The sequence below is a fragment of the Xenorhabdus sp. NBAII XenSa04 genome (assembly GCF_963866145.1).
In the GTDB taxonomy this organism is placed as follows: Bacteria; Pseudomonadota; Gammaproteobacteria; order Enterobacterales; family Enterobacteriaceae; genus Xenorhabdus; species Xenorhabdus indica.
This window is the reverse complement of sequence record NZ_CAWMEB010000421.1, coordinates 34,336-59,679: the sequence shown is the minus strand read 5'-3', so window position 1 is coordinate 59,679 and position 25,344 is coordinate 34,336. Positions and strand designations below refer to the sequence as shown.

At 44.9% G+C, this 25,344-nt stretch carries 15 protein-coding genes; 13 read left to right on the top strand and 2 right to left on the bottom strand.

What is annotated here, in order from left to right:
- Positions 1-7: 7 nt before the first annotated feature.
- The 7 genes from AAC147_RS17255 (at position 8) to AAC147_RS17225 (ending at position 6,632) form a co-directional block, all read left to right on the top strand.
- On the top strand, positions 8-697 hold the full coding sequence (locus tag AAC147_RS17255) for a DedA family protein (RefSeq protein ID WP_276552539.1): 690 nt from the start codon (positions 8-10) through the stop codon (positions 695-697).
- 151 nt (positions 698-848) lie between these two features.
- Positions 849-1,793: an acetyl-CoA carboxylase, carboxyltransferase subunit beta gene (accD, locus tag AAC147_RS17250; protein WP_047678484.1), complete on the top strand. Its 945-nt coding sequence runs from the start codon at positions 849-851 to the stop codon at positions 1,791-1,793.
- Positions 1,786-3,084, top strand: coding sequence for a bifunctional tetrahydrofolate synthase/dihydrofolate synthase (gene folC, locus AAC147_RS17245; protein ID WP_047678482.1), 1,299 nt, complete (start codon positions 1,786-1,788; stop codon positions 3,082-3,084). Before accD ends, folC begins: the two co-directional genes overlap by 8 nt.
- Positions 3,074-3,769 carry a cell division protein DedD gene (gene dedD, locus AAC147_RS17240; protein ID WP_047678479.1) on the top strand — a complete coding sequence of 232 codons (696 nt, stop codon included), beginning with the start codon at positions 3,074-3,076 and terminating at the stop codon, positions 3,767-3,769. The genes folC and dedD overlap by 11 nt, the downstream gene beginning before the upstream one ends.
- Positions 3,770-3,960: 191 nt before the next feature.
- Positions 3,961-4,449, top strand: coding sequence for a colicin V production protein (gene cvpA / locus AAC147_RS17235; RefSeq protein ID WP_047678476.1), 489 nt, complete (start codon positions 3,961-3,963; stop codon positions 4,447-4,449).
- A 32-nt stretch (positions 4,450-4,481) separates the two neighbouring features.
- Entirely contained in the window at positions 4,482-5,999 is a 1,518-nt protein-coding gene (gene purF, locus AAC147_RS17230; protein ID WP_047678471.1) for an amidophosphoribosyltransferase, read from the top strand.
- Positions 6,000-6,047: 48 nt separating this feature from the next.
- On the top strand, positions 6,048-6,632 hold the full coding sequence (locus AAC147_RS17225) for a UbiX family flavin prenyltransferase (RefSeq protein WP_047678469.1): 585 nt from the start codon (positions 6,048-6,050) through the stop codon (positions 6,630-6,632).
- On the opposite strand, the gene AAC147_RS17220 is transcribed toward AAC147_RS17225, so the two are convergent.
- Both AAC147_RS17220 and AAC147_RS17215 read right to left on the bottom strand, forming a co-directional pair.
- Positions 6,629-7,543: a TIGR01777 family oxidoreductase gene (locus tag AAC147_RS17220; protein WP_047678466.1), complete on the bottom strand. Its 915-nt coding sequence runs from the start codon at positions 7,541-7,543 to the stop codon at positions 6,629-6,631. The two genes, AAC147_RS17225 and AAC147_RS17220, sit on opposite strands and share 4 nt — an antisense overlap.
- A 197-nt stretch (positions 7,544-7,740) precedes the next feature.
- Complete coding sequence (locus AAC147_RS17215) at positions 7,741-8,355, bottom strand: glutathione binding-like protein (RefSeq protein WP_047678459.1); 615 nt, start codon at positions 8,353-8,355, stop codon at positions 7,741-7,743.
- Positions 8,356-8,567: 212 nt separating this feature from the next.
- Between AAC147_RS17215 and yfcD the strand changes: the two genes are divergently transcribed.
- From yfcD to AAC147_RS17185, 6 genes are all read left to right on the top strand, one after another.
- Positions 8,568-9,089, top strand: a complete 522-nt coding sequence (yfcD, locus tag AAC147_RS17210; protein ID WP_047678456.1) for an NUDIX hydrolase YfcD — start codon at positions 8,568-8,570, stop codon at positions 9,087-9,089.
- A gap of 464 nt (positions 9,090-9,553) precedes the next feature.
- Positions 9,554-10,564 carry a DUF6347 domain-containing protein gene (locus AAC147_RS17205; RefSeq protein WP_047678454.1) on the top strand — a complete coding sequence of 337 codons (1,011 nt, stop codon included), beginning with the start codon at positions 9,554-9,556 and terminating at the stop codon, positions 10,562-10,564.
- A 191-nt stretch (positions 10,565-10,755) separates the two neighbouring features.
- A complete protein-coding gene (locus tag AAC147_RS17200; RefSeq protein ID WP_081988926.1) occupies positions 10,756-16,812 on the top strand; it encodes a type I polyketide synthase in 6,057 nt (2,018 codons plus the stop codon).
- Positions 16,813-17,015: 203 nt separating this feature from the next.
- Entirely contained in the window at positions 17,016-21,488 is a 4,473-nt protein-coding gene (locus AAC147_RS17195) for a polyketide synthase family protein (protein ID WP_047678451.1), read from the top strand.
- The gene (locus AAC147_RS17190; protein WP_047678448.1) at positions 21,485-24,538 is read left to right on the top strand and encodes a PfaD family polyunsaturated fatty acid/polyketide biosynthesis protein; all 3,054 of its coding nucleotides are present in this window, start codon (positions 21,485-21,487) and stop codon (positions 24,536-24,538) included. The genes AAC147_RS17195 and AAC147_RS17190 overlap by 4 nt, the downstream gene beginning before the upstream one ends.
- On the top strand, positions 24,535-25,302 hold the full coding sequence (locus AAC147_RS17185) for an SDR family NAD(P)-dependent oxidoreductase (RefSeq protein WP_047678446.1): 768 nt from the start codon (positions 24,535-24,537) through the stop codon (positions 25,300-25,302). The genes AAC147_RS17190 and AAC147_RS17185 overlap by 4 nt, the downstream gene beginning before the upstream one ends.
- Positions 25,303-25,344: the final 42 nt, after the last annotated feature.

Here is a 25,344-nt window from a genome sequence, read left to right as displayed (position 1 = left end):
GAATATTATGGAGTTGTTTACTCATTTTATTGATTTCGCGAAGTTCATTGTCGATTTTATTTTACATATTGATGTCCACTTGGCCGAATTGGTTGCTGATTATGGTTATTGGGTATACGGCATCTTATTTTTAATCGTATTTTGCGAGACGGGGCTGGTGGTTACACCATTCTTGCCGGGAGATTCTCTGCTATTTGTAGCGGGAGCACTATCGGCATTAGATTCTAACGATCTTAACGTACATATTATGGTGGCGTTGATCATCATTGCGGCCATTATCGGTGATGCCATAAATTATACTATTGGGCGAATTTTCGGTGATAAATTGTTTAATAACCCGGATTCCAGGATTTTTCGCCGTAGCTATCTGGATAAAACCCATCAGTTTTATGAAAAACATGGTGGAAAAGCAATAATTCTGGCGCGATTTGTGCCAATAATCCGAACATTTGCGCCATTTGTTGCCGGGATGGGGAAAATGTCTTATCGCCATTTTGCTGCTTATAATGTCATTGGCGCGTTTGTATGGGTATTATTGTTCACTTATGCTGGTTATTTATTCGGTGATATGCCGATTGTTCAGAAGAATCTGAAACTATTGATTGTTGCAATTATCTTTATTTCTATTCTGCCTGGGGTTATTGAAATTTGGCGTCATCGCCGTGCCGCATCTAAAAAAGTGGTAGATAATAATTAGATAACCATCAAACAGGTTTGAGCAGTTTTTTGTCCACACTGTTATAGCATTGTGGTTTAATGGCACGTAAAACATAAGCTGGCACATACTCAAGTATACCGAGAATACATTGTTAAAAGTATGTGCCAGAATCAGACGGAAAGGTTCATTAATGAGCTGGATTGAAAAAATTCTAAATAAAAGCAAAATAATGCAAACTCGTAAGGCCAGTATTCCTGAAGGAGTTTGGACAAAATGCGACAGTTGCAGTCAGGTACTTTACCGCGCTGAGTTAGAGCGTAATCTCGAAGTGTGTCCGAAATGTGACCACCATATGCGAATTTCTGCCCGTCAGCGTTTGCAGGCATTTCTGGATGAAGAAAGCACGACAGAGTTAGGCAGTGAATTGGAGCCTAAAGATATCCTGAAATTCCGCGACATTAAAAAATATAAAGATCGTTTGGCTGCGGCCCAAAAGCAAACTCAGGAAAAAGATGCCCTGATCGTGATGAAAGGTACACTACACGATATGCCAGTGGTGGCTGGTGCATTTGAGTTTAGCTTTATGGGAGGTTCAATGGGTTCAGTTGTGGGAGCACGTTTTGTTCGCGCAGTTGAACAGGCGTTGGAAGACAACTGCCCATTTGTCTGCTTTGCTTCCAGTGGTGGGGCACGTATGCAGGAAGCGCTGATGTCGCTGATGCAGATGGCAAAAACCAGTGCTGCGTTGGCGAAAATGCAGGATCGGGGTTTACCTTATATCTGTGTTCTGACTAACCCGACAATGGGGGGAGTGACCGCCAGTATGGGGATGCTAGGTGACATCAATATTGCAGAGCCTAAGGCACTGATTGGTTTTGCAGGCCCACGGGTTATTGAACAAACCGTCCGTGAAAAATTGCCGGAAGGTTTCCAGCGCAGTGAGTTTCTGCTGGAAAAAGGAGCAATTGATATGATCGTACGTCGCCCGGAAATGCGGGGAAAAATCGCTAACCTGCTTGCAATGCTGACTCATCAGCCACAACCTGGTACGAAGACAGAGGTGACAGAAATTGTTGCCGAACCTGCTGACGTTGAAGTTGACACAAACATCAATCCTAATAAAGAAGATGTCTGATACTTTACAAACTCCTCAAGCTACGTCGTCACTGATGACGTGGCTTTCCTATCTTGGAAATTTGCACTCGAAAGCTATCGATATGGGGCTTGAACGTGTAGGAACACTCGCCAGGCAGTTGGATCTATTACATCCGGCCCCAAAAGTCATTACGGTGTCTGGCACAAATGGCAAAGGCACAACCTGTCATACCCTTGAATCCATTTTTCTGGCTGCTGGTCTGAAAGTGGGGGTGTATAGCTCGCCGCATTTGGTGCGTTATACCGAACGGGTTCGTATTCAGGGTAATGAACCGACAGAGCAGGATTTTTGCCGTGTTTTTGCGGATATTGAATCTCAGCGTGGTGATATTTCCTTAACCTATTTTGAATACGGTACATTGGCAGCATTGCAGCTTTTCAAAGAAGCTAACCTCGATATTGTGATCCTTGAAGTAGGCTTAGGTGGCCGTTTGGATGCCACTAATATTGTGGATGCTGATGTTGCGGCGATCACCAGTATTGCGTTGGATCATACGGACTGGCTCGGAGCAGATCGCGAGCATATCGGGCGTGAGAAAGCTGGTATTTTCCGTCGTGATCATTTTGCTGTCGTCGGTGAACCTGATATGCCTCACTCCATTGCGGCAGTGGCCGATGAACTGGGTGCGAATTTGTTCCGCCGTGGTGCCGATTGGGACTTTTCACAAGACAAAGAAAGCTGGCATTGGCGAACAGCGGCCCAACAATTTAATTCGTTACCTATTCCTAATCTGCCATTGGCTAACGCCGCAACGGCAATGGGCGTGGTTCACTGCTTGTTGCAGCAGAATGATAAAATCAGTCAGGCTATTGATGAGCGGGCACTGCATGAAGGCTTAAAACGTGCCCAGTTGGCGGGGCGTTTTCAAATCATCAGAGAAAATCCACTGGTTATTCTGGATGTGGCGCACAATCCTCATGCGGCCGATTATCTGACACAAAAACTGGCTGAATTACCCCGTTCACCGGACAGCAAAATACGGGGTGTTGTCGGTATGCTGCAAGACAAAGACATTGCGGGGACGCTTGCCTGTCTTTCCCGGCAAATTGACGAATGGTATTGTGCATCATTACATGAACTCCGGGGGGCAGAAGCACAGATGCTGGCTGAACATCTTTCTGGAGCCCGGACATTCACGGAAGTAGAGCAGGCATGGGATCAGGCCATGGAAGACGCATCAGAACAAGATATCATTGTGGTTTGTGGCTCTTTCCATACTGTCGCTCATGTTATGGAATCATTGGAGGAGATGAAGGGACGTGGCAAGTAGGTTTCAAAATCGTTTAGTCGGAACCATCGTTCTTGTGGCACTGAGTGTCATCGTGCTGCCGATGCTGTTTGACGGCGACAAGAAATACAATGAAGAAAAATTCGCTTCTATTCCATTAGTGCCTAAGCCTGGTGATGAAGAGAATATTGATTCTATTCCGCCACTGACTCAAAGTATGCCATCTACACCACCGGAAGGTGCGGCTGAGGCGATGCAGACACAAACTCAGGAGCAACAGCCAGAAACAGACATGTTGTCTGGTTTATCATCGTCGGAACCTGCGCCGCGGGTTCCACCTCCTGTTGCAATCACTCAAGATCCCAAGCTGACAAGGCCTGAATCTCCTTCTATGCAGAAAGTGGAAACTAAGCCAGAAGCCAGGCCACAGGTTAAACCTGCCAGCCGGCCAGAAGTCAAGCCTCAACCAGTAGAGCAGGCACCACAAGCAGTCGCCTATGTTGTCCAGCTTGGTGCGTTAAAAAATGCAGATAAGGTAAATGAGATAGTGTCCAGGCTGCGTTTGTCCGGGCATCAGGTTTATACCATCCCTTCTTCTCCGGTACAGGGGCAATTGACCCGGATTTATGTTGGGCCTAACGCCTCAAGGCAGGCTTTGGCATTTGTTTTACCTGAATTGAAAGAGTTAACGGGTTTGCAGGGGCAAATTAAAAATTACAAACCATAAAAAATTGATCTTTCATGCGGAGATGGAATCTCCCGTGAAAGATCAAAAGCCTGATTTTAGAGCTGATAAAGGTTAGGATGACAGATTCCTTAATTATTTTTAGTACAGTGATAAATCTGCTACGCAAACGTTTTCGTTTTCTGTTAGAATGCGCCCGGCCTGAGTGTCGGGAGCCTATTTTGGATTAAAATATGGTCTGGATTGATTATACGATTATTGCCATTATTGGTTTCTCTGCACTGGTTAGCTTGATTCGCGGTTTTGTTCGTGAAGCACTTTCTCTGATGACTTGGGGATGTGCTTTCTTTGTTGCAAGTCACTTTTATACTTATCTGGCGGTTTATTTCGCTCGCCTTGAAGATGAGTTGGTGCGTAATGGAGTAGCGATTGCTATCTTATTCATTGCAACACTGATCGTTGGCGCAGTAGTAAACTATGTCATTGGTTCACTTGTTCAGCGAACAGGCTTATCAGGTACAGATCGGGTTCTGGGGATCTGTTTTGGGGCATTGCGTGGTGTGTTAATTGTTTCTGCCATTCTATTTATTGCGGATTCTTTTACACCACTTCCCCAAAGTGCAGACTGGCAGCAGTCACAACTGATCCCACAGTTCAGTCAAATTATCAGGTGGTTTTTTGACTACCTGCAAAATGCGTCGAGTTTCCTACCGGAGAAATAATCCTCTCCGCCTGACTGATGAGGAAAGACTACATGTGCGGTATTGTTGGTATCGTTGGTTTTACATCGGTTAACCAGTCGATTTATGATGCATTAACGGTGCTTCAGCACCGTGGACAGGATGCAGCAGGTATTGCGACTATTGATGGTAACAATGAGTTCCGTTTACGTAAGGCCAATGGTTTGGTTAAAGATGTGTTTGAAACACGACACATGTTACGTTTACAGGGGACTATCGGAATAGGGCATGTCCGTTACCCAACAGCGGGTAGTTCCAGCGCTTCTGAAGCACAACCTTTCTATGTCAACTCTCCTTTTGGTATCACATTGGCACATAATGGCAATCTGACAAACTCTCATGAATTGAAAAAAATCCTGTTTGAAAATGCCCGTCGCCATGTTAATACCACTTCTGATTCTGAAATCCTGCTGAATGTTTTTGCTGATGAATTAACCAAATTCCCGCATTTCCCATTAGAGCCAGATAATATCTTCGCGGCAGTAGCGGCAATGCACCGGAGAATTCGTGGTGCTTATGCCTGTGTTGCTATGATTATTGGTCATGGTCTGGTGGCTTTCCGCGATCCAAATGGTATCCGGCCTCTGGTATTGGGGAAACGCACACTGGCAGATGGACGCAGTGAATATATGGTGGCATCAGAGAGTGTGGCACTTGATACCTTAGGGTTTGAATTCCTGCGGGATGTCGCTTCTGGCGAAGCAATTTATATCACTGAGCAGGGCCAATTATTTACGCGCCAGTGTGCAGAAAATCCTTCATTAACACCTTGTCTGTTTGAATTTGTTTATTTTGCCCGTCCTGACTCCTTTATTGACAAAATTTCTGTCTATAACGCACGGTTACGTATGGGTAGGAAACTGGGTGAAAAAATTGCCCGTGAATGGGAAGAGTTACAGATAGATGTTGTGATCCCTGTTCCTGAAACGTCTTGTGATGTGGCACTGGAGATTGCTCATATTCTGGATAAACCTTACCGTCAGGGATTTGTTAAAAACCGTTATGTCGGACGCACTTTTATTATGCCTGGACAGCAGGAGCGCCGGAAGTCAGTTCGGCGTAAACTGAATGCCAATCGTGCGGAATTCCGCGGTAAAAATGTATTGCTGGTGGATGATTCCATTGTACGTGGTACGACATCAGAACAAATTGTGGAGTTGGCGCGTGAAGCGGGTGCTAAGAAAGTCTATTTTGCTTCGGCTGCGCCTGAAGTTCGTTTCCCGAATGTATATGGAATTGACATGCCCAACGCCAATGAATTAATTGCTCATGGCAGGGAAATCAATGAAATCCGCCAGCTCATTGGCGCTGATGCGTTGATATACCAAGATCTCACTGATCTGATTGCTGCGGTGCGTGAAGAAAATCCAGATATTGAAAGATTTGAATGTTCAGTTTTTGATGGTATCTATGTCACAAAAGACATTGACCAGATTTATCTCGATTATCTGGAAAATCTGCGTAAGGATGATGCCATGAAATTGCGCGGACAGAGCGAAATTGAGAGCTTAGAAATATATAATGAAGGATAATTATATTCCTATTATCATTGCGTTATTTCTGGTATCTCAGAGGGACACATGAAAAAACTGATCGTCGGGCTGACAGGAGCAAGTGGTGCGATTTATGGTATCCGATTACTGCAAGTCTTACAGCCTGTAGAAGATATTGAAACGCATTTAGTGATCAGCCAATCAGCCCGACAGACATTGGCTCTGGAGACTGACTATACCTTGCGGGAAGTTCAGGCTCTTGCCGATGTTGTGCACGATAATCGTGATATCGCTGCCTCTATCTCTTCGGGATCATTTAAGACATCAGGGATGGTGATTTTACCTTGTTCTATCAAAACATTATCGGGTATTGTGCATAGCTACACAGATGGCTTAATCACCCGTGCCGCAGATGTTGTCTTGAAAGAAGGGCGTAAATTGGTGTTGGGAGTCAGAGAAACACCATTGCATTTGGGACACTTGAGGTTAATGACTCAGGCTGCTGAAGTAGGGGCAGTGATAATGCCGCCAGTTCCTGCGTTTTATCACCGCCCTGAGTGTATTCAGGATATTATTGACCAGACAGTTAATCGTGTACTTGATCAGTTTGATATTGAATTGCCAGAGGATTTATTCAATCGTTGGCAGGGTGCGAAACTCACAGATGTTTAATGCTGATTAGCATTTTCCTTTAATAAACTCTTTAAGGCTTCTTCTAATTCAAAATAGCGGAAGCCGAATCCGGCTTCTTCCAATCGCTTGGGCACAGCTTGTTGTCCACCTAAAACCAGTGTCGCTGCTTCTCCCATTGCGATTCTTAATACAAAAGCAGGTATACGAATAAAAGTGGGGCGACGCAGGATCCTTGCCAATATCGCACTGAACTGATCATTATGAACAGGATAGGGCGCAGTCATATTGAAAGGGCCAGCCAGTTCTGGCGAAACCAGCAAGTAATAGATGGCGTTGACCATATCATCAATATGGATCCACGGCATATATTGTTTGCCACTTCCTACCGCACCTCCAAACCCCAAACGGAACAGAGGCAGCATTTTTTTCAATGCTCCCCCATTATTGGCTAAGACGATACCTGTCCGTAACAGGCATACCCTGGTCTTTTCGCTTTTAGCTTGTAATGCCAGTTTTTCCCAGCGTTCACAAAGCTGGTGAGAGAATTCATCATGGGGAGGATCATTTTCTGAAATAACAGCTTGCCCCTGATCACCATAATACCCAACGGCTGAACCGGAAATAAAAACAGAAGGGGGGGACTCACCAGCCCTAATTAAATCGCTGAGTTTTTCCGTTAATTGCCAGCGACTCTGGCAAAGTTTATTTTTTTGTTCTGGTGTCCAGCGCTTATCAGCGATAGGCTCACCAGCAAGATTGATAACTGCATCAAAATCATCCAGATTGCTCTGTTCATTCAATGTCGTCCAGCATTTCACCTTATCGCTGAACAAAGAGTAAACCTTCTGTGGAGAACGGCTCAAAATGGTAATAGAGTGGGAGAGTGAAAGCAATTGATAGATTAACTTGCGACCTATCAGTCCTGTTCCTCCCGTAACTAAAATATACATAACCACCCCCTGTGACCAAAAGTGGATATTCTCTCGTCTTTCAAGTTACAGCTTTGTTAGCTATAACTTGAAATCCATCGGTATAATCATTGATTGACTATAGCAAGTGATGGCTTATACAGCAGCGAAATATGCTGTTATCTGTTATCAACATCAAGTTTTAGTGAAAAGTTTCGTGACTAAACGAACTTCCATCATTATTTGTATGCTGCTTTTGTTGCTGGCCGTTGACTGATATTTTCGAGCCATTTTTCAACAGCAGGGTAATCCTGCAAATTGATTTTTTGATGTTCATAACACAGCGCCCACGGATAGGTGGCGATATCAGCGATACTGTATTCATTGCCGCCAAGATACGGTGTTTTTTCCAATTGGGTATTCAGTACCTTGTATAAACGCTGAGTTTCTGCCACATAGCGGTTTATCGCATAGGGTATGACTTCTGGCGCATAACGATGGAAATGGTGATTTTGCCCAAGCATCGGGCCGAATCCCGCGACTTGCCAGAAGAGCCATTGTTGTTGTTGAATGCGTTCCCGTTCATTCTGGCTCAGAAATTTCCCGGTTTTTTCTGCCAGATAGAGCAAGATAGCACCTGATTCGAAGATAGATATTGGTTCCCCTCCATCAGCAGGTTCATGATCGACAATTGCGGGGATCTTGTTATTAGGTGAGATAGCTAAAAATTCCGGGGTAAATTGTTCGCCAGCACCGATATCGATCGGATGAATGGTATAAGGGAGCCCGGTTTCTTCAAGGAACAGTGAAATTTTATAGCCATTAGGTGTAGGAGCGTAGTATAGATCTATCATATAACCTCCAGTAATAGTAACGTTAGGATAAATGTTAGATTTATTACATTAGCATTGGTTTTGTTTGTCTGTAAAATGCCATCGATCCTTCATAGCTGTGTGAGTGGATTTATTTTTCCGGTTAGGTGCCTGTATACATATTTGAAAATTGGTTGATAGAGAGGCTGTCACAGCAGGAATTGGCTCATAGATTATTTAGTAAAGGTTCCAGGATGACTCAAGAAAAATCAGTAAATATTGAGTGGGTTGATATTGTTAATGAAGAGAATGAAGTCATCGCGCAGGCAACTCGCCAGCAAATGCGTAGCCAAAACTTGAGGCATCGGGCAACTTACATTGTTGTACATGATGGAATGGGGAAAATATTGGTTCAGCATCGCACAGAAACAAAAGATTTTTACCCAGGTAAATTGGATGCAACTGCTGGTGGTGTGGTGGTGATGGGGGAAAGTATGCTTGAATCTGCCCGTCGTGAAGCCGAAGAAGAGTTGGGGATTGCCGGAGTTCCTTTTGCGGAACATGGGCTTTTCTATTATGAGGAAGATATCTGCCGTACATGGGGAGGGTTATTTAGCTGTGTCAGCCACGGGCCATTTGCGTTACAGGAAGAAGAGGTTTCTGCGGTTTACTGGTTGTCACCTGAAGAAATTACTGCCCGTTGTGATCAATTTACGCCTGACTCTTTGAAGGCGCTTTCTCTATGGTTGGACCGCAACAAAAAAGATGTTAGCTGAAATCCACAATTGAAAAGATAACGTTTACAGGCTCCTCATTCTGAAGAGCCTTTTATACTTTTCATCTTTCAATTGCCGCTTTATTGACTGCAATTTGAAATTTATAGGATGTATATTATTTTTTTTATATACCACTCAATAATTAATCTTTTAATATAGGTAAAGTTGTATTAATTATTTGTTTTTAAATGATTAATTAACTTTCTTTCTTAAATTGGGTCAATTTTTTTAAATTGAAACTATAGTCAATTAGATGTATACAAAGACGCTATTACGGAAAATATCAGTCGCATATATTTATAGTGGTAAGAATTATAAAATTTATAACATAGAAAAAATAAATACACTCAATAGGTTTCAAGTTACAATTAGAGTGAAAAAATAGCCGGTAAGGCGTTAATGTGAAATATAAAAGGTATCAGTGATAATTATCTATAGTAAGTCAGATTTACAAGGAGAGTGTTATGGTTGTATTAAACCTCAAACAAAGTCTGACAATGGCTGATTTCTCCAATGCTATTGTGCGTGCTTTTATTGATATTACTATTATTGGTGGGATCTACTTTTTTCTCTGTGGTATATGGGGAGAGCCGCCTTCAGTAGGTGTTTACCTTATTATTTATCCATTAATTTCTATCATTACAGTTTCTTTTGAAATTATTTATGATAATGTCAAAGCTAATTCTGATAAATATACTTATCGGACTTTGTTAAATAAAGTTGGAGAATCAAATGTTCTGATGAGTGGGCGTGGAAGTACTTATCAGTTATGGGGGATGATTACTCTTTATGCCTTAATATTTTATATTATATTACTACTTCCTTTTTATTTTTTATTACAGAATACTTCATTTTCATCACAATTAAATATTTGGTTAGCATTAATTATAAGTTTTTTATTGGTAGTGTTTTCAAGTTGTTTTATTGTCTCCAGACTTAAGCATTACGCTGTTGAATTATATGGGAAACTATTTTCTATTAAAAAAGTTGAGGTAAGAAAAGAAGACAGTGATACACATATAATATTTAATTATTTTTTACCTTGGGCAATTATTGCCGGTGCGATTGCAGGCTTACTGGCGTATGGTTATTTTCGAGAAGAAAGTGGTAATTTTACAGAGGTAATTACCGTTTCAGTGGCGGCTTTTAGTGCAGGAGGAACATCCTATATTATTTCTTTATGGATAGCTTATGTGACACAGAAACAAACTATCCTTGATATCAAAGCAAATTTATTACACTTTGAAAAAGATGATAAGCTTGATGAAAGCGCAATGTATTTTTTAATTCATGCTTTTAGTGCATGTGTCATAGCATTAATCTTTATTGTGACGCATTTTTTATCTATTGATCATCTTTCTCCAATACAAATAACAGTTATTGAAACTGTGGTTGGAGCCACATCCGCTGTGGCAGGTTCATTAGCCGGGTTATTGAGAGGGAGAACAAAAGTTTTATCCAAAAAATATAAGTAACATTCTTGTCAGCATATCTTACTAATCTACCTTGATTTATGTGTATTCGAATAGATTTCGAAAGCGTATTTAATAGGTTAATAATGATGTTCCTGACAGCGGATGACAGTGAATGACAGTGAAAACACTCAATGCAGTGCATTAAATATGTGCTGGATACGAGGCTGTTTTGTTCAAAACGCGAGGAATGTATGTCCAAGACGTATTTTTTGCATGATAGGAAAATTAGTGGGGATATTGCGATCGTTGGGATGGCAACTCATTTCCCAGATGCACCGAATTTATATAAGTTTTGGGAAAATATCATAGGCAAAAAGGATTCGCTGATCGATATCACTGAGATGTCAAAGGAAGAATATTGGAAAAAAGAACACTTTTACCATCCAGACCCAACAGCCGCTGATAAAACTTATGGTCATCGTGCTGGCTTTGTGCCTGCTATTGATTTTGACCCTGTGGAGTTCAAAATTCCACCCGCAATTCTCGATTCGCTTAGTACAGCCCAGTTATTTGCGCTGTATGTTGCTAAGCAGGCGATGCAGGATGCCGGTTTGCTGGATCAGAAAAACAGTAAAGTTGATCGTGAGCGTATTGGTGTAATTTTGGGGGGAGGCGGTAATGGTAATACATCATTCTCGCTGGCTGCCCGTCAGCAGGCTCCTTACCTGCGCGAAATTATGATGAAGTCAGGTCTTTCTGAAGAAGTGGCAAGCGATATTATTGAACGCGCGCACGGAATGTACCTTGAGTGGAATGAAGATAGCTTCCCTGGGTTTTTAGGCAATGTTGCCTGCGGAAGAATTGCCAGTTATTTTGACCTTGGTGGCACATCTTATATGGTGGATGCTGCCTGTGCCAGCAGCCTTGCTGCAATCAAAGCCGCAATTGGTGAGTTACACTCTGGTAGCTGTGATGCGGTCTTGACAGGTGGTATCAATCTGGAAAACTCCATTTTTTCTTTCCTGTGTTTCAGCAAAACCCCTGCATTATCGCGAAATAATGTCTCCCGCCCCTTCGATCAGAGTGCTGATGGCATGATGTTGGGGGATGGTGTAGGCATGTTGGTTTTGAAGCGTCTTGAAGATGCTGAACTGGATGGTGATAAGATCTATGCAATCATAAAATCTGTTGAAGCCTCCAGTGATGGTCGTGCTAAAAGTATTTTTGCCCCCCGTCTGGAAGGGCAGGTAAAAGCGCTGAAACGAGCCTATGCTTGCGCGGGGATTGTGCCGGGTGATATTCAGTTGGTTGAAGCACACGGTACAGGGACAGCATCAGGTGATGATACGGAACTTAAAAGTCTGCATGCTGTGTTTGGCGAGTTTCAGATCCCCCCGAAATCAGTGGCGATTGGTAGTATCAAATCCCAGATTGGACATACCCGTTGTGCAGCCGGCGCTGCTTCTATGATCAAAGTTGCACTGGCGTTACACCATAAGGTATTACCACCCACTATTAATGTGAAAAAGCCTACCAATTTGTTGATGTCAGAAAACAGCCCTTTCTATGTCAACAGTGAAGCCAGACCATGGCTACGTTCATTCAGCAATGCGCCACGCCGGGCAGCATTAAGCGCCTTTGGTTTTGGTGGTACTAACTTCCACGCTATTCTGGAAGAGTATGAAAAACAGACACACGGCCGTTATCGGTTGAATGAATCACCTTGGATCATGTTGTTTAAAGGTGAAAATCCCGCAGAATTGCTTTCACACTGTGAGGCAGCTCTATCCGGCTTTACTGGTGATTTACCGGAAAATGCTATTCGTCGGCATCTGGAGCAACAAGATATTGATAACTTACAGCTGCATCAGGCCAGAATTGTGTTCGTTTCTCAATCTGTCGCACAAACCGTGGAATTACTCTCTCTCGCTGTCAGTCAGTTACAACAAAACCCATTACAACAAAATAACACCAGTGGTTGGGAACATCCTCGCGGGATCTATTATCAGCCTAGAGGAAAAGCACTGGATGGTAAGATTGTTGCTCTGTTCCCTGGTCAGGGTTCGCAGTATGTCAATATGGCGCGGGATATTGCCAATGACTATCCTGAAATGCGTCAATCTCTGGAAGCACTGGATGATGTCGCTATCAGTCAGTCGGGTCATGAATTATCCCCTGTTATTTATCCCGTACCTGCCTTTTCAGAAGAAGAGCATACGAAACAGCAACAACGGCTGACAGACACTGCCAATGCCCAGCCTGCATTGGGAGCAATCAGTGCGGGTTATTTTAATATATTAAAAAATATAGGCTTCAGGCCTGATTTTGTCGCGGGTCACAGCTATGGCGAAGTCACCGCACTTTGGGCTGCGGGAGTACTTTCCGAGAAAGATTTCCACCGCGTTTCTCTGGCAAGAGGATGGGCTGCCGCATCAGCTAGCCAGCTCTGTGGTCCTGATTCGGATGCTGGTGCGATGCTGGCAGCTTCGTTGACCCATGCACAACGTGAAGAAATTCTGCAACGTTATACAGGGATTGTCATTGCTAATGATAACTCTGAACAGCAGGTAGTTTTTGGAGGAGAAACTGACCAGATTAATCAGCTATATGGTGAGTTGAAAAAACAGAATATTCATTGCCGTATTCTGCCTGTCTCTGCCGCCTTCCATACGAAATTTATTCAGCCGGCCTATCAGCCTTACCGTGAGTGCTTGACTGATATCCATTTCCAGTCACCAGAGTGCACATTATTCTCCAGCGCAACAGCAGAACCCTATGACAATTCACCACGGGCAATTCGGGAATTGTTGGCAGAACAACTGATAAAACCAGTTAAGTTCCGTCAGACCATAGAGGCAATTTACCAGCAGGGAGGGCGCTTATTTGTTGAGTTCGGGCCGAAAGGTGTCTTAGGCAAATTAGTGTCCGATATTTTGAAAAACCGGGAACATACCGTGATTTCAACCAATCCCAGTGATAAAGGGGAAGAGAGATTACAGCTAGCCCGTGCTCAGGCCAAATTACTGGCAGAAGGTGTCAGGCTGTGGGATATAAACCAGCATGTCCGCATCCAGCCGGTGGAAGAAGACAAAGGTAAGCGTCTGACATTCAGGCTAAGCGGCGGTTTCTTCTTATCCGAGAAAAATAAAGCTCGGCGTCAACATGCCTTGCGTGATGGTGATCATGCTGTTGTTGAGCGGTTTATCGCGGGATCATTGCCACAGCGAGAAAAGGCAGTATTGGCAGAAGAAATTGAAAGTTACCCTGAACATGAAGTTGAAAGCGGAGTCATCGATAACGTCGAAGATGCCGTTGAAAGTTATATTGAAAACAAGGTTAAAAGCAAGATTGAAAAGAAGACTGAAAAGGTGGTTGAACACAAGCAACCTGTTTCAGCCGAATTTCTCCAACAGAACGTTCTGACAATTATTCAAAGACGAGATAACCCCATGGAACAGAATAATAAATTGAGCGAAAGCCAAAATGCTGACACATTAAATGGACTGTTGCAGGCCCAACAGGTAATGAGTCAACTACACCAGCAATTTCAGACAAATCAGAAAGAGTACATCCAGTTGTTGAGTATGTTACTGGAGAAGCAATACAGTTTGCTGGAAAGTTGCAAAGATCACCAGAACCTGCCAACGATGCTCTCTAGTTTGAGTCAAAGCGTTCAACTGTTGGACAAAAACCTCGAATTATACCATACCAATCATGAACGCTATTTTATGACGCAACAGAGCCTGTTCCAGTCCGGGCAGGTAACACCGGTTATGGCATCGGTTAGCCGTCTGACTCAATCGGTTGTCGGATATTCCGCCCCGGTAAAAGCGGCTGAATCTATTTCTGCCCCTGTATCTAATATACAGCCAGTAGAAATGGTGGAAAAAATTGAGGCAGTGCGTCCAATGATGCCAGAAATGCCAGAAATGACGGAAATACTTAAGACTGAGGAAGTTCCAGTTACACCCGTGGTATCAATGGCTTCTTCTGAATCTGCTAATGAGTCTATTAAGCCTGAGCCAGAACCGGAAAAAGCGGTCGCCAAAGTACAGACAAAAGTACTTGATCCTGAAGTAGAAAAACTGATTAAACATCTTGAGCGGATCACTGAAGAAAGCATCATCAGTCAATTGATCAACATTGTCAGTGAAAGAACGGGTTATCCGCAGGATATGATCAGCTCAGAGATGGATCTGGAAGCGGATCTGGGTATTGACTCCATTAAGCGACTGGAAATCTTCGGAGCGATGTTTGATGCATTCTCTGCGAACATGGGGCTTCATAGTGAGACAGCAAGAAATAAAGATATGGAAAACTTCGAAGTCGATTCGTTGAGCACTATTGCTAAGATGAGTGACTTCTTCAAACAAATGATTGATGAAGCAGTGAGTGCTTTGTATAACAAAGGACTCGGATCTGAGCCAGAACAGGTGCAGCCACCTGTAGAACACCATAAAAAAGAGCAATTTGTTGTTGCAGAAAGCAATAACGGGGCATCCGAGAAATTGCGGTCGTTGGGATTTGTCACCTCGACAACGGCTTCATCTGAGGGCTACAGCGTAAAAAAGCCACTAGCTGAATCGCAACGGATGGTGTCCTCTGCGGTTCAGCCTGAACTGAATCATAAAATTGCACTAAATAATGAAGATGAAGAAAAACGCTTTGCAGATTCGCCCGTTTCTCGTTTTGCGGTGGTGAAACAACTTCTGCCAATGCCGGATTGTTTGCAGGATGTTTTTTCATCTTCCAAACGCTGGATGGTGGTGGATGAGGGAACAACCAGTGTGGATAACCTAGTCGCAGATAAGACGGTTGTAGAGAACATCGTGGAAGCACTGGAACAGCGGGGACAGCAAGTGGTCGTTCTGTCACTGAAGCAAAATCAGGCCGCAATGGGTGACGAATCTGTGCTGGATGCTGTACTGACAGATATTGAACAGCAACATGGCACTATTGAAGGAGTCATCTATTTGCAGGCTCTGAAACAGGGGGTTAAGGCATTGGCTGATGTATTCAATGAGCAGGATTACCACTCAGTTGAAACCACTTTCCTGTTGGCAAAACGCCTGCAAAGCAGCCTTACCCGTGACGGAAAACAGCCGGGATACTTCATGGTAATTATGCGGGGGGATGGTGAACTGCTGACTTCCGGGCGTGAATACTTACCGATTGTTTCTGCGGGCATCACTGGATTGACCAAATCGCTGAATATTGAATGGGGGAATGTCTTCTGCCGCACCATAGACATTGATGCCAGAATGAAAGACAGCGACGTAGCCAAGATAGTGATAGAAGAGCTCCAGGATAGCCGGACTGATGTGGCAGAAATTGGACGCAGTGTCAACGGTGAACGCATGACATTGGCGTTGAAGGAAGAGAAAGTATTATCAGCGGCATCGGCCATGCAAGTCAGCTCCCATGATGTACTGGTTGTGACTGGGGGAGCCCGTGGCATTACAGCACACTGTGTTATTGAACTGGCAAAACAGAGTCAGGCGGCTTTTATTCTGCTCGGACGCACCGATATAACTGCACCGTTGCCGGAATGGTCTGTAGGCAAAACAACCTTGGCTGAACGCAAAACGGCAGCTATTGCCCATTTGCAAGCACAAGGGATTCAGCCGACACCGGTTAAGGTTAATAGTATGTTAAACCGCCTGATCCATATCGACGAAATCAACGTCACATTACAAGCGATCAGGCAAGCGGGGGCGCGGGTTATATATCTGCATTGCGATATCACTGTTCAAGAACAGGTGAAGAGGGCATTGGAGCAAGCCCGGCAGCAGTTTGGGCCGATAACAGGCTTAATTCATGGTGCCGGAAATCTGGCGGATAAGCGGATCGAAAAGAAAACGCTGGCGGATTTACATTCGGTCTTTCATGCCAAAGTCAAAGGGCTTGAAAACGTATGTCGTGGACTGGATTGCACATCTCTGCGTCATATCATGCTGTTTTCATCAGTTTCCGGCTTCTTTGGTAATGCGGGGCAAACCGATTATTCACTGGCAAACGAGACGCTGAATAAATTTGCCTACCTGCCTTTCGGTGGCAAAAACAGTCAGATAATCCGTTCAGTGAATTGGGGGCCGTGGGATGGCGGTATGGTCAGTGATGTTCTCAAACGGGCTTATGAGGCTCAGAACATGGTGATTATTCCCCTTGACGAAGGAACAAAACGTTTTGTACGTGAGTTTAGTGATCCCCGTTCGCGTCAAATTACCATTGGAGGGAAAACTTATATGGCTCCGAAAAAAACGATACCTAATCAACTACGGAATGTAAGTAATAACGCTGCAATTTGAAAAATGAAAGTGTAAAAATCATAAAAGAATGACTCCATTATTTAATGGAGTCATTAAATAATGAAGAAATTAAATAGTGAAAAAATTATGCTGAATAACGAAAAATAATCATGAGTTATAAATAATAAAAGTCAGGTTGCTAATATACCTGAGTGAAAATATTCGCTCAGGGGAACGCTATCATATTAAGGAGTCTCTCCTTTATGGAACATGTTGCAATTGTTGGGGTCGGGTGTTTATTTCCCGGAGCAGATACCCCTGAAAAATATTGGGATAACCTGTTACACGAAAAGGATTGTTCCACACCTTTATCGGCTCTGGAATTGGGGGTTGATCCGGCTTGTTATTATTCTCCGGTTGCCGGTACACCTGACACTATCAATTATGTCAATAATGGGCACGTCCGTGATTTTCATTTTGATGGTAAAGGATATAACTTGCCGGAAGAAGAATTAAATACACTGGATGATCTATTTAAATGGACAATTTATGCGGCAGATCAGGCATTAAACGACAGTGGCTATCGCCAGCATAAAAATGTATTGCAAAAAACGGGACTCATTCTTGGTAGTATCGGTATGCCGACTCATTCAACTAAAAGATTAATGAGTCCGTTCTATCACAAAATATTACAACCCTATATTCAAAAATTAATTGGGCGACCGGATTTTCAATTCAATCAATTCTGGCCACAGGCTAATCATTCTGACCAGAATTTAATAACCGGCGGACACAATGCCACAATTGCTGCATTGGCACTTGGACTGGCAGGTCCCCGTTATTGCCTTGATGCTGCATGTGCGTCAGCGCTGTATGCCATCAAACTGGGTGCTGATTATCTTCTCAGCCACAAGGCAGACATGATGCTGGTTGGGTCAATTTGCCATGTAGATCATATCTATATCGACCACGGATTTAATATTTTGCAGGTTTTCCCTGAAAAGGGTGAGTCTATTCCTTTTGATAAAGCATCCAAAGGCGTAAAAGCCGGTGAAGGTGTTGGCATTGTTGCTATCAAGCGTTACGCCGATGCTATCCGTGATAACGATAAAATCTATGGCATAGTTGAATCTATTGGCTTGTCCAACGATGCGGGTACTAAGCATTTGTTAGTACCCGATCAGCAAGGGCAGAGCGTTGCATTAGAACGCGCCTATCGGAATAGTTCGCGGAACATCGATTACATTGAGTGCCATGCAACCGGTACTAATATCGGGGATCAAATCGAGCTATCGACTATCGAAACTTTTTTTGGTGAACATGATCTTGATGGACAGGGAAAAATTCCATTAATTGGTGCTAATAAAGCTATCAATGGTCATATGCTTACTGCCTCAGGTATGGGCAGTCTGCTGAAAGTCTTGTTAGCGATGCAGCATAATCTGATCCCTGCCACGCCACGGGTCAATCAACTGGTTTCAACACCCAAAGGGAAGCTCAATATCGATCATATTGTGCGGAAAGCCAGACCCTGGCCTGAAAGTCAGCGACCTAAACGTGCGGGTATTAATGCCTTTGGTTTCGGTGGTGTCAACGGGCATATGGTCGTCAGTGAAGATACCCCTGAACGACGAGCGGCCTGTATACCATTCCAGTCAGAAAAAACGCAGAAAATTGATCCGCTGGCCATTGTTGGTATTGGCGTACATATGGCGAAAACTGAGGATAATCAGACGCTGGATCAGGCCTTACAGCAAGGCACTCAGCACTTCTATCCACTGCCGAAAACCCGTTGGATTGGCATGGAGAAACGCTCTGATGTGTTGGCAATGCGTGGAGTGAGCCAGCCACCGTTAGGCTCCTATATCGAAACATTTGAATTTGACTGTAAGAAATTCAAATTACCTCCGAATGTTGTCGGAGCACATTTAAGTTGTCACCTGTTCCTGTTGCCTATCGCGGAACGCGCATTTCTTGATGCTGGTTATCAATTGGATGGCAATAAGCGCAATATTGCCGTAATTGTGGCAGGAGGAATCGATTATAGCTGTCTGCGTTATCAGGTACGCAATGAAATTAGCTGGCAATTGAAACAGAGCCTGAGTCGTCACGGTATTCAATTATCGGCAGAAGATACCCTCGCTTTGCAGGAGATCGTAAAAGATAGTCTGTTCCCGAAACCTTATCCCGAAGGTATTACCGGGGGGATTGGTAATATTGTGGCGAGCCGTCTGGCGGCACATTTGAAGCTGAATGGCCCGGCATTTACGCTCTATGGTGAAGAAAATTCTCCGTTTAAAGCATTAGAGTTAGCTCAGTTTATGCTGAGCAGACAACACGTAGATGCGGTGATGGTTGCCTGTAGCAGTTTCGGCGGCACTCTGGAAAATGTGTTGTGGGATCACCAGTCTGAGCACGGAAATCAGATAGTCGGGGATGGTGGTGGAGTGATTGTTCTCAAACGCGAACAGGATGCCATTAGTGACAATACACCGATTTATGCCGTGTTGGAGGGGATTGGTACTTGCTATTTGCCTGATCACTCCCTTGATTTCACAGTAAATGAAGATGCCATTGTGGCAGCCGCGCAATCAAGCTTGACCGCAGCCGGTTGTCGCGCAGAGCAGGTCGGTTATGTTGAGTTGTATGCGGGCGGCAAATCTGGAGAGATTGCAACTGAACTGTCTGCGTTGGGGCGGGTCTATGGTGCGACAGACGGGCAACCAAAGACGGCTATCGGCACTCTGAAAGCCAATTACGGACATCTGTCTGCATCTGCTGGTCTGTTCGGCATTATTAAATCGGCCCTGCAACTGACACAACGATACTTACCGGTATTGCCGGATTATCCTCATCGTCAGGAGTTGGCACATTATGCAGAGGGAAAATTCCACTTACCAGTACAAACTCAGGCGTGGCCAGCGCCAGTCAAAGTGCCTCGTCGTGCTGTAATCAGTCACTTGGGTATTGACCGCGCCTACAATCATGTGATCTTAAGTGAACCCCAGAGTGGAAAACGTGCTCGTCCAACCAGGTTACCGGCGTCAGATCAGCCTGGCCTGAAAGTGACAGTCTATGTTGCGAGAGAAAAAACAGTAGAGGAATTCATTCTTAACGCTCAGGCCGTGGATCGTTTCGCAGCGCTGGCGGCGGCTGTACCGTCAAATGAGCCAAGCACGGCAGACCTAAGCAAGGCAGAAACAATTCAGGAAATGCCACTGTCGATGGAAGTTAACCATTTCATCCGCAATGCCAATACCCAACTGCGTTATCTGCAATTGGAACAGACATTTTATCAATTGATAAAACAACATTTGGCAGACATGCCGGGCACACCGTCAATAAATTCGCAACCCATGACAGTTACCGAACCTGCTGTTACAAAGGTTATGCCCAAATCGGCTATGCCGAAAAAATCAGAGATAACTTTGCCGGTCATTTTTGACGAACAACAATTACTGGAATTAACCGACGGCAGCGTGGAGAAGATTCTGGGGGCTGATTATGCGGAAGTGGACAGCTATCCGATACGTACCCGTATGCCATCGCCACCGTTTATGTTTGTTTCCCGCATTACGGCGCTTTCTGCTGTAAAAGACAAACTGGAACCCTGCTACATTGAATGGGAATACGATATTCCTGAAGAGGCATGGTATGTCGTGAATGGCCGTGTTCCTTCCTTTGTCGCGCTGGAATCATCTCATGCGATGATCGTAGCGTTTACAGTTATAGGCTGTGACATGATGTTCAAAGGACAGCTTTGTTACCGGGCGGTGGATTGCAGCACGACAATTTACAGCGAAATGCCAAAGGCAGGCGAAGTATTGCGTGGACGTGTCAATATCACCTCAGTCATACGGATAGGTGGTCGTTTTCTGGCGAACTATGAGTACTTCTGCTATGTGGGGGAACGCCTGGTATTCAGACTGGTAGCGGCTTCTGGTTTCTTCAGCCGTAAAGAAATTGAGAAAGCGGGAGAATTTGATACCAGGGCCTATCTTACCAGAGCCAAACCAGACGGAGCGGCAAAACCGTTCACGCTGTTATCAAAAAACAGACAATCACAACATGAGCCGTCATATGCCGAATTCTTACATAAGGAATTGCTGCATTGTGGCCGGACAACATTCACTGAGCAGGACATCACCTACGTGATGAAGGGTGATCTGACTGCCTGTTTCGGTCCCCAATATGGCCGTATCTATGGCGAAAACCTGTGTACACCTGATACCCGTATGTTAAGCAGGATCCTCAGCGTTGACACAATGGGGGGAATGTTTGGTCTGGGGCAGATAGTGGGTGAGTTTGATATCGATCCTGAACACTGGGCATTTAAGGCACATTTCAAAAATGATCCTGTTATGCCGGGAACATTGCTGGTGGAAGGCTCGGAACAATTGATGAAATTCTACCTATTCTATCTTGGATTAAATTCCCTGCCTGATCTGGAAGTGCAGACGCTGACCGATCATACAACCAATGCCAAATTCCGTGGTGAAGTGCAATGTGAGCGGAATGTGCTGCAATACCGGTTGACCTGTAAATCTATTGAAGCCCGCTATACGGACATAAACGACAAATTGGAATCTGTCACCCTGTTTTTCATTGCAGAAACGTTGTACCGCGGTAGTGTGGTGGGGATAAGTGACAATATGGGAGTGCGGTATGTCCGTCGTCAGTCACAGCAAATGACCGGAACAGGTGTAGCAGAAATGGAACAGGACACCACAAAATGAATCAGCACTTATCGGTCAATTTATCGGGTCACCAACCAAAGACACATCTGTTGATGGAAAGCCTCTCCCGTTTGCAAGATTTGGCTGCCGAACTGCGGGTTATAAAATCCGGCACATCCGTTTCACTGTTATCAGCAGATGAGCCGGTGACAGAAGAGGCTTCCGTTCTGGGTAGCCTGCCGGCAATAACGGCAAGCAGTTTAGGCGATGCCGGCTTCATGGCGGATTATGGTGTGGATTACGCCTATTATGCTGGTGCTATGGCTAACGGTATCCACTCTGAAGAGATGGTTATCGCATTAGGCAAACAGCGCATTTTAGGGATCTTTGGTTCCGGTGGATTACGTATCCAGCGGATCGCAGAAGCCATTGCACGTATCCGGCAGGCATTGCCGGGAGGGCCATTCGGCGTCAATTTGCTGCACAACCCCGGCAATCCTGAATGGGAAATGGCTTGTGTGCGTCTGTGTATAGAAAATCAGGTGCGGGTAATTGAAGCATCGGCCTATATTAATCTCAGTCCGGCGCTGGTCTATTACCGTGTCAGTGGTCTGGCCCAACAGCCTGATAGCACAATCCTGCGTCACCATCGCCTGATTGCCAAAGTTTCCCGTCGGGAAGTAGCACAGCACTTCTTGCATCCGGCTCCCGAAAACATACTGCAAAAACTACTGACAGACGGGCTTATCACCCCGGAACAGGCAAAGCTGGCACGACAGGTTTCAATGGCAGATGACATTACCGTAGAAGGCGATTCCGGCGGGCATACCGATCAGGGTGTGCTGGCCTGTATTTTCCGTTCCATTGTACAGCTACGGGATGAAGTACAGCTACGGAATGAAATCGCAGATGAAACCCAAAACGGAGCCCATAATTGTTACCAAGTACGGATTGGCGCTGCGGGTGGTTTGGGAACACCTCATGCCATTCTGGCGGCTTTTGCACTGGGAGCCGCTTATGTTGTCACTGGTTCAATTAACCAGAGCTGTGTGGAAGCGGGAACATCTGATGCTGTGAAAAAAATGCTGGCACAAGCCCGTATCAATGATGTTACCACTGCACCATCAGCGGATATGTTTGAGCTGGGCGCCAAAGTACAGGTATTGAAACAGGGTAGTATGTACGCTGTGCGGGCGCAGAAACTGTATAACTTATATAAACAATATGACAGTCTGGATGACATACCGGAACAAGAAATAACCCTGCTGGAAAAACAGGTATTTCATAAACCTCTGTCAGACATCTGGCAGGAAACTATCCACTATTTTCATACCATCAACCAACCCGACACCATTGCCAAAGCAGAAAAACAGCCGAAGAAAAAAATGGCGCTGGTCTTCCAATGGTATCTCGGTCAATCGTCCCGTTGGGCGATTAGCGGTGATTCTGTACGCAATATGGATTACCAAATCTGGTGCGGTGCGGCCATGGGTGCCATGAACGAATGGCTGAAAGGCACGCCATTTGAAGCGGTTGAAAACAGACATGTCAGTAAGATTGCTAAGCTGTTGATGAATGGGGCGGCTTATCTGACCCGTATCGCATTACTCGAATTACTCAATGTTGTTGTACCTGAACAAGTGAAACGGCATATGTTGCTTAATCACGAACTGTCTGATCAAAAACAATCCGATCACGAACAATCCGACCAAAAATATGAGCAAGAATCAAAGGTGAGGAGTAAAGAATCTATGGATGCTTCAACAAAATTATGTCTGGACAATTCAAAAGGCTTTTATAAAAGATGTTGGGATCTGATGCCCGGCGGATCACACTATAACTTTGGTGATCCTGAGCGTCCGTTGGTGATCCCGTTTAACCGTGGGGAAAGATCCCGTGTGTGGGATCTGGATGGCAATGAACATCTGGATATGTTCTGCAAATTTGGGGCATTACTGGTTGGGCATCACAATGAGGCTTACAACAGTTCGTTGATCGAATACATGAATAAAGTGACTTCCGTTGACACCTGTGATTTGGAAGTCGGTGTTTGTGAAACGATGGTCAAACACATCCCTTGTGCCGAAATGGTCCGTTTTTGCCTGAGCGGAACAGAGGCGGTACAAAATGCGTTGCGCCTTGCTCGTGCTTTTACCGGCAAAAACCGTTTTATTCGTTTCCACGGTCACTATCATGGCAATGCTGACAACATTATGGGCTGGCGCAAGAAGCAGGATCTGACTTACCCGGTGCCAGAGCAGTTTAAAGGTGACTTGTTAGATACATTAGGACGCGATCCTAAAGTCATTACTGATCAGTCTTTCATGCTGCCGTGGAATGACATTGATATATTAACGGCCACCGTAGAGCGCTACCACAATGAAATCGCTGCTGTTCTGATGGAGCCGATTTGCATTAACGGCGGGGGTATTTTCCCTGTTGAAGACTATCTGGAAAAAACCAAAGCACTGTGTGAGAAATATAATATTGTGCTGATTTTCGACGAAATCATCACCGGTGTTCGTTTGGGGTTGGGAGGCGCACAGAAAATACTGGGGGTAACCCCTCATCTGGCCACTTTCGGTAAGGCATTGGGTGGTGGTGCTATGCCAATCTCCGCTATTGCTGGTCGCCGTGACATTATGAATTTGTACACCCGTGGGAAAGTCATCCACGCAGGGACTTTCAATGGTTATCCGCTTGGGCTGGCTGCTATCCAGACAACTTTCAGGTTGATTGAGGAAGATCCCGGCTGCTATGAGCGCATGGGTGACGTTATGCGCCAGATTTCCAATGTCTTTGTGAAAGCCGCAGAAGCTGTTGACCTGCCACTGGTTGTACAGGGAATGCCGACCGCATTGGTTTATCACTCTCAGAATACGCCTGTCACCTCTTCTGAAGGTTACAGCGATAAGGTTAAATTCTGCGACATCATTATTCGTGAAATTTCCAAACGCTATGGCATTCAGTTCTCTCCATTGTCTCGCATGTACCCCAACCTGTTGATGTCACAGGATGATGTCCGTTTCTTCGAAGAGCGGATCTTTGATGCAATGGCAAATGCCCGCAAGGTGATTGATATCACATTTAAAGAAGGGCTGGCTGGATGAGTCGGCAAATTGCTGTTGTAACCGGCGCGGCAGGGGGATTTGGCACCGCGATCACCAAGACACTGTTGGATATTGGTTATCTGGTGGCTGCAACGGATATCAGCATACAAAAACTGGCGCTCCTGAAGGAGCGCCTTGGGCACCCTGAATCCCTGACAATTTTTGAAATGGATGTGACTGATGTTGCCTCCGTCGAACGGGCGGAGCAACAGATCACGGAAACATTAGGCAAGACGATCACCGTTCTGGTGAACAATGCAGGCATTATCCACCGGGCTTTCTGCCTGTCGGGCAAAGGGTTGCCGGAGTCCGCCAAAGTGATCGATGTCAATCTGGTCGGTGCTTTCAACTGTACAACGATTTTTGTTCGCCATATGGCGCAGCAGAAATATGGACGCATTATCAATATCGCTTCCGTTGCTGGCATTTGGGGAGCTGCGGGAAGTGCTGCTTATGGCGCATCAAAAGCGGGATTAATTTCTGCTACAGAATCCTGGGGGCGTGAACTGGGACCGTTGAATATCAGTGTCACTGCCGTTGCGCCGGGGATTTGCAAAACTGACATGCTGGAGCAGTTCGTCAGTTCTGGCCCGATGGAATCTGCGGCAGAAGATAAGATTGTGCGTTCGATTGTGCCTGTCGGGCGTTGGGGAACGTCAGATGATGTGGCTGAAGTTGTGGGATTTTTGGCGAGTTGTAAAACCAATTATCTCAATACTGCAGTGATCTCACTGGATGGTGGAATGCGTGTTGGCACTATATGAGAGATAAGAAGAGATAAGAACGTATTTCGATAGATCTCAGGG

Coding starts and splice junctions, on each gene's coding strand:
- AAC147_RS17255 (WP_276552539.1), top strand. CDS start 8: ATGGAGTTGTTTACTCATTTTATTGATTTCGCGAAGTTCATTGTCGAT.
- accD (WP_047678484.1), top strand. CDS start 849: ATGAGCTGGATTGAAAAAATTCTAAATAAAAGCAAAATAATGCAAACT.
- folC (WP_047678482.1), top strand. CDS start 1,786: ATGTCTGATACTTTACAAACTCCTCAAGCTACGTCGTCACTGATGACG.
- cvpA (WP_047678476.1), top strand. CDS start 3,961: ATGGTCTGGATTGATTATACGATTATTGCCATTATTGGTTTCTCTGCA.
- purF (WP_047678471.1), top strand. CDS start 4,482: ATGTGCGGTATTGTTGGTATCGTTGGTTTTACATCGGTTAACCAGTCG.
- AAC147_RS17225 (WP_047678469.1), top strand. CDS start 6,048: ATGAAAAAACTGATCGTCGGGCTGACAGGAGCAAGTGGTGCGATTTAT.
- AAC147_RS17220 (WP_047678466.1), bottom strand. CDS start 7,543: ATGTATATTTTAGTTACGGGAGGAACAGGACTGATAGGTCGCAAGTTA.
- AAC147_RS17215 (WP_047678459.1), bottom strand. CDS start 8,355: ATGATAGATCTATACTACGCTCCTACACCTAATGGCTATAAAATTTCA.
- yfcD (WP_047678456.1), top strand. CDS start 8,568: ATGACTCAAGAAAAATCAGTAAATATTGAGTGGGTTGATATTGTTAAT.
- AAC147_RS17205 (WP_047678454.1), top strand. CDS start 9,554: ATGGTTGTATTAAACCTCAAACAAAGTCTGACAATGGCTGATTTCTCC.
- AAC147_RS17200 (WP_081988926.1), top strand. CDS start 10,756: ATGTCCAAGACGTATTTTTTGCATGATAGGAAAATTAGTGGGGATATT.
- AAC147_RS17195 (WP_047678451.1), top strand. CDS start 17,016: ATGGAACATGTTGCAATTGTTGGGGTCGGGTGTTTATTTCCCGGAGCA.
- AAC147_RS17190 (WP_047678448.1), top strand. CDS start 21,485: ATGAATCAGCACTTATCGGTCAATTTATCGGGTCACCAACCAAAGACA.
- AAC147_RS17185 (WP_047678446.1), top strand. CDS start 24,535: ATGAGTCGGCAAATTGCTGTTGTAACCGGCGCGGCAGGGGGATTTGGC.